Annotated in this window: 9 protein-coding genes; 6 read left to right on the forward strand and 3 right to left on the reverse strand. The window is 57.1% G+C overall.

All coding sequences use genetic code 11. From position 1 onward, the window contains the following. From BGIM_RS0136730 to BGIM_RS63910, 3 genes are all read left to right on the forward strand, one after another. The coding region (locus BGIM_RS0136730) for a hypothetical protein (RefSeq protein ID WP_238537797.1) at positions 1-302 on the forward strand (302 nt) is incomplete at its 5' end. After that, positions 299-484: a hypothetical protein gene (locus tag BGIM_RS0136735; RefSeq protein WP_020474621.1), complete on the forward strand. Its 186-nt coding sequence runs from the start codon at positions 299-301 to the stop codon at positions 482-484. The genes BGIM_RS0136730 and BGIM_RS0136735, both read left to right, overlap by 4 nt. Before the next feature lie 354 nt (positions 485-838). Continuing rightward, positions 839-1,180 (forward strand): hypothetical protein, encoded by a 342-nt coding sequence (locus BGIM_RS63910; RefSeq protein ID WP_157369702.1) that lies wholly within the window; start codon positions 839-841, stop codon positions 1,178-1,180. A 375-nt stretch (positions 1,181-1,555) separates the two neighbouring features. On the opposite strand, the gene BGIM_RS60680 is transcribed toward BGIM_RS63910, so the two are convergent. Beyond that, positions 1,556-1,768 carry a hypothetical protein gene (locus tag BGIM_RS60680; protein WP_020474623.1) on the reverse strand — a complete coding sequence of 71 codons (213 nt, stop codon included), beginning with the start codon at positions 1,766-1,768 and terminating at the stop codon, positions 1,556-1,558. Positions 1,769-1,977: 209 nt separating this feature from the next. On the opposite strand from BGIM_RS60680, the gene BGIM_RS0136750 reads away from it, so the two are divergent. Together BGIM_RS0136750 and BGIM_RS63915 are read left to right on the forward strand one after the other, a co-directional pair. Further along, positions 1,978-2,415, forward strand: a complete 438-nt coding sequence (locus BGIM_RS0136750) for a hypothetical protein (protein WP_020474624.1) — start codon at positions 1,978-1,980, stop codon at positions 2,413-2,415. Between the two features lie 135 nt (positions 2,416-2,550). After that, complete coding sequence (locus BGIM_RS63915) at positions 2,551-2,694, forward strand: hypothetical protein (RefSeq protein WP_157369703.1); 144 nt, start codon at positions 2,551-2,553, stop codon at positions 2,692-2,694. Positions 2,695-2,846: 152 nt separating this feature from the next. Here the strand turns inward: BGIM_RS63915 and BGIM_RS0136760 are convergent, their stop codons facing one another. Together BGIM_RS0136760 and BGIM_RS63920 are read right to left on the reverse strand one after the other, a co-directional pair. Continuing rightward, positions 2,847-3,818, reverse strand: coding sequence for an acyl-CoA desaturase (locus BGIM_RS0136760; protein ID WP_020474626.1), 972 nt, complete (start codon positions 3,816-3,818; stop codon positions 2,847-2,849). A 388-nt stretch (positions 3,819-4,206) separates the two neighbouring features. Continuing rightward, positions 4,207-4,641, reverse strand: coding sequence for a hypothetical protein (locus BGIM_RS63920; RefSeq protein ID WP_157369704.1), 435 nt, complete (start codon positions 4,639-4,641; stop codon positions 4,207-4,209). 159 nt (positions 4,642-4,800) lie between these two features. Between BGIM_RS63920 and BGIM_RS60685 the strand changes: the two genes are divergently transcribed. Continuing rightward, the coding region (locus BGIM_RS60685) for an HAD family hydrolase (protein WP_029631338.1) at positions 4,801-5,217 on the forward strand (417 nt) is incomplete at its 3' end.

The raw sequence follows: 5,217 nt of genomic DNA on the forward strand, positions 1-5,217 counted from the left end.
TCAACGACTACCGCGATGGGAGCGGAAGCTGGATACGGATCGAACTTTTCGAGTCGCGTGAGGAAGCTCAAGTGTTCGTCGAGAAGTGGTGCGCAGACTACTTCAGTGAATTCGATCCCGCCCGGCCTCATGGACTTGGATACATCCTTGACAAGTGCCAGCAGCATGGGGTAGCCGTGCCAGCCGCAATCAACGCGTTCGACCGCAATCAAAAGCTTGAAGCGGCGAAGAAGCAAGCCGCCGAAGCGGAGAACAATCTCCAGAAGCACCGCGCCCTGATCGCCGAACTTGAGCCGGCATGACCCCGGAAGAACTCACCACCCTCTGCGAAACCATCTACGGGAAAACGGTCTGGCTCTCGAAGCTGGCCCGCGATCTTGTACGGGAACCTCGCACCGTCCGACGCTGGGAGACAGGGGAAAGCCCTGTCCCGGCGAAGGTGCAGTCGTGGCTAAGGGCGAAGGCCAGCAGGGAATTGCCGTAAAAGAGCGTCGAACAGGTCACCAATAATTGACCACAAGCGACGGGCATGGCGTTGATGAAGCCGTTCAGCCGCGATGGCTTGAACGAGGCAAGGTTTCATTCCGGCTCGATGCCGGAAGGCACGGGTGTCATCCATGAACACAATCATCGAAAACTTCTTGTTGGTGCGAGCGCTAAAATGAAAAAGCCATCCGGTTACCGGCCGTCTCTCCCTCGGCTGATTTCCGGATGGCTTTAATGCTGGCTAAGTCGAACCACCAATCGCGAAACCTCTCCCTTTTCCCGGCTGGCGTATTCAACTCAGCGATATGAATAAAAGCATCTCTTGTGCCACGCTGCTCGACGATTTGGCTTGATGTCCGAATTATTGCGAATCCCCGTCAAAGCACGCCATTTTTCTAGTGACAAGAATTTCCGCTCCGCTTCAACGAAACCGCTGCCGGTCCTTCCCTGCCCCGAACGTCCTCAGCTTGTGCTCGACATGTGTGCATTCTTTCAAATCGATAGCGAACACTTTCTAAAAGCTGTAAGTGTTGTACGACAGCGAAAGACAGCTGAATGGACATTCATGAACGCATACAAGCCATTCGTGACGCCGATCCCGACTTCTGTCGAAACCCCAACGCTCCTGAAGACCGCATTGATGGTGTGGCGGCCAGAGTGCCATGCAAACATCTGCGGTGTCTTCTCTGCATGACCGAAGAAAGTGGTCGTTAACTGCGGTCGTGTCAATGGCTGTGTCTGTCGAAAATTGAAAACGGGGGCAGCCTGTCCCTGGCCTACGGCGTGCTTTGCCGCGCCCCCTCGCCATCACTTCTTGCAACGACGAGAGGATCAATAGTTCGATTGATCTCTATTGGGCAAACTGGTTTGTTCGATTCCAACCATCTTGCTATCCTGCGTCCAAACGAGCCTTTCAAGAACCGTCGGTCATCGCGCGTGTATTTCTACGCATGGCACGCGACTGCGCATGTTCAGCAGACCGAAGAGCGTAGAAGAAAGATTTTGAGAACAGGAATGAAAAAGCCGTCGAGGCATGCACTCCACGACGGCCAAGGGAATCCCGACAGCGTTACTTCGAGCCGTGGTCTTCGGCATGCTGAGTTGCGGCGTCATTGCCATGCTTTTCCGCCTGGGTCTGATGGCCCTTGGCGGTGTGGGCGTGGTGGGCGGCTTTTTCATGATGGCCCGCCTCATGATGCTTGGCGGCTTGCTCGTGATGCTCGCCCGCCTTCTTATGGGACTCGGCGGCTTTCTTGTGGGATTCGGCGGCTTTCTTCGACATGAGAGGCTCCCTTTCTAGGAGTGGCCCCTGCCTCGACGACAGGGGGATACTCACGAGCTTTTGACAGGTCTGTCCTGACATCCGCTCGCGCTCGCCGTTTATCAGCATCTCTCGGGCCGCTTACCATGCCCCTGTCAGAAAGGTAACGATCACGTTCGCTTGCTTGTAACTCCCAAACAAGATATCCATCAAGCGAGAAAGGCCAGTGAATGGACATCCCCACCCGCATCCAAGCCATCAAGGACGCCGACCCCAACTGGCGACGCGATCCCCGGACGCTGGAGATTGCCAAGCTGGCTTGGGGAGCCGAGTGCCATGTCAACAATTCCGGCGTCTTCTGCCCTCGTGAGGAAGAGGTTGTCGCCCATTGCGGCAAAGCGACGGCAACGGTTGGCCTCTGCAAAGTCAGAGAGCATGTGTGGGTCTTCTGCACCTGGCTTGCAACCTGCATATCTGAATATAGCTATGCCCCGAGCGTCTGGTCAGCCGAACCCTACGATACCGAGGCAGACGCCAGACGGGCGGGCATCCGAGAATTGCTCGACCGAACTGCGGAGAAGAAAGGGCATTCAGAAGCAGAGAAAGTTGAATTGTCGGTGATCCGGGCGAAGCTCAGGGAACAGGTGGCACAGACGACCTTGTTTTGATCGTCAATGTCCGGTGGCCTCTGCCAACCTCAGCAAGCCGTCTGCAAGGGAGAGCAATTCCTCGTCGCTGACGTTGCCGGTAATGGCGGGAACACGGACAAACTGAATGAATTGGCCTTCCGGCGGAGAGCTGGGATGGGCAAGGCTGACGGCATATTTCCCGTTCGCAAGGCGGTGCAGGCACCGCTCTTGTCTCTTGCAATCCCTCAACACGTCAAGGATCAACCGAACGGCATCCTCTCGGTTTTGCGTGGTCACATCGTCCTGCTTTCGTCGTAAAAGCCCACATCGGGCGTGCGAATTAGCCGCATTTGAAGCGCCACGCGGTCGGGGAATGACAACTCAGGGGAAATGCCCGCAAGCAGAAAGTTTGCCAAGGTTTCCCGAGGGGAGCTTTTCAATCAGCAAAATCTTGAGCGGAAACTCACAATTTACGCCAGGCGTCGTTCTCGGGCCTGCGCTTCTTTCGATGGCAGTTTCAAGTTCCACGCCAGCCCGCACAGAGCCATGAACCGGATGACCCAGTAGCTTGCGTCGATCTGCCACCAGCGCAGACCATGCCGGGCTGATGTCGGAAAGGCATGGTGCGTATTGTGCCACCCCTCGCCCATCCCCAGGATGCCGAAGATCACGTTGTTCCGGCTTTCGTCGGCGCTTCGGAACGGCCGGAAGCCCCAAAGGTGACAGGCCGAATTGATGCTCCACGTCATATGATGCACCAGAAAAACACGCACAAAACCTCCCCAAATCAGCCCTGTCCATGCCCCCGCCCAGCTCAGCGTGATGACGCCGCCCAAAACCGCGGGGAGGACCAGGCCAAGGGCGATCCACAAGGGAAACAAGGCGTTCGCCACCCGCAGGGACCGGCTGCCGCCGAGGTCTTTGACATATCGTTCCAAGTGTGGCGGGTTGGGTTCAAAGAACCAGCCGATGTGGGCGTGCCAGAAGCCCCGGATCAACCCGGCCAGACCGCTTCCATGATGATGCGGCGTGTGCGGATCGTCGGGCGTGTCGCTGTGCTGGTGATGGCGGCGGTGCATGCCGACCCATAGGAACAACGATCCCTGAACCGCCATCGAGCCGAAGACGGCCCAGAAAAACTTGTTCCACATGTATGTTTCAAAGGAGCGGTGGACAAACAGCCGGTGAAACCCGACGGTGATTCCCAAGGCAGTCAGCACATACATGCCGATGAGCAGGCCCATGTCGGTCCATCCAAAGCCCCACCCCCAGACAAAGAACGGGGCGGCGGCCACCCCGGCCAACGGGAGGAGGATGGCGGTGAGCGTGAGCAGTTTCACGCGCAAAGATGGGTTGGGAAGTTCGTCGCGGGGAGGCAATTCCTCGCCGGAGTTGGCGACCGGAATCTCGGTAAGTTCCGGAGACTCGAATAGTTCAGGCATGATTAATCCCCCACGGGATGAGAGGCGTCGTCTGACCGGGACTGAACGGCCCCAAAATCGTGCCGTGGTGGAAAGGGATGCAATCAACGGGCCGTTGACCAAATGTTTGGGGAAATGTGCGAATGAAAGTTAATCAATCAGGCTGCACGTCGGGCCTGATGGCCTCATGGACCATCTGTGATTATCTTGACACCAAGGTTCACCCATCCCGTCACTGACTCTTTCTGGCAGCGGGCACAAACCACCCGACGACCCTCCCAAAAGCAATGATCCTCGCACATTGGCCGTGCGCACTCCTCACACTCGCGATACAGCCACGTATGCCGGTCTCTCGGATCAACTTTGATGATCGGCTGTAACTTGTGGTCGCAGCCGCCGACACTGCACATTACGAAAGGCATGAGGTCTTCCCTGTTGGTGGGATCGGGTCGCCGTCAGGTGACTTGGCTTGCGGGCTTGCCTGAAGCAAGGCGACCAAGCCTTCGACGGCCGGACGGTGTTTCGGTTTGACGACCCGCGACAAGGCGGTGACAAACTCCTGCCAGGCATCCCCTTTGCGACGCCTGACTTTTGGAGGCAGTCCTCGTTCAATTTCAAACCGCCTGCCAAGCTGAATCATTTGTTTGCGTCGCTGACGTCCGGGCTTCAGCCCATGCGATTGTTCGTATTCGCGGCCGAGTTCCGCGAGCTGCTGAACTCGTTTTGCCCCCAGCCGTCCGGCGGCCGAGCGGACCGGATCAACCGTCTGCGGGATGGAGGCCGGCGCACCAATCACGGCTCCCGGGATATTCTCGTTATTCGTCGAAAGATCGTGTTCGTTCACAAAATATCTCCAAATGGGCGTGAATTTCAGGCTTTGCTTTGCATCAATCAGAGGCTTCCGGCGGGGATACGATTCGCCTCGCGGGCCGAAAAACCGCAGGGAAATGAGAGGCCGGCCGACTACGAATGGTTTGCGAAACTCTTGTTCCGGGATAATTTCATGAAACCTGTTCGCGGCATTCTGTTGGATATTGACGGCACGCTGGCGGACAGCAACGACGCCCATGCCCATGCGTGGGTGAAGGCCCTGGCCGAAAGCGGTCATGCGGTGGCCTTGGAAAAAATCCGGCCGCTTATTGGGATGGGCGGCGACAAGTTGCTTCCGAAGGTGAGCGGAATCGATGCCGAGTCGAAAGAAGGAAAGAAGATCAGCGACCGCCGGGGGGAAATCTTCCTCGACGAGTATCTTCCGCATCTTCAGCCAACTCGGGGAGCCAAAGAGCTGTTGGAGAAACTGGCGGCAATGGGCTTGAAACTGGCGGTCGCCAGTTCGGCCAAAAAAGACGAACTCAAACCCCTGTTAAAGATTTGCGGAGCCGACAAAGTCATCAAGGCCGCGACTTCCTCGGACGACGCG

The organism is Zavarzinella formosa DSM 19928, assembly GCF_000255705.1.
Lineage (GTDB): Bacteria > Planctomycetota > Planctomycetia > Gemmatales > Gemmataceae > Zavarzinella > Zavarzinella formosa.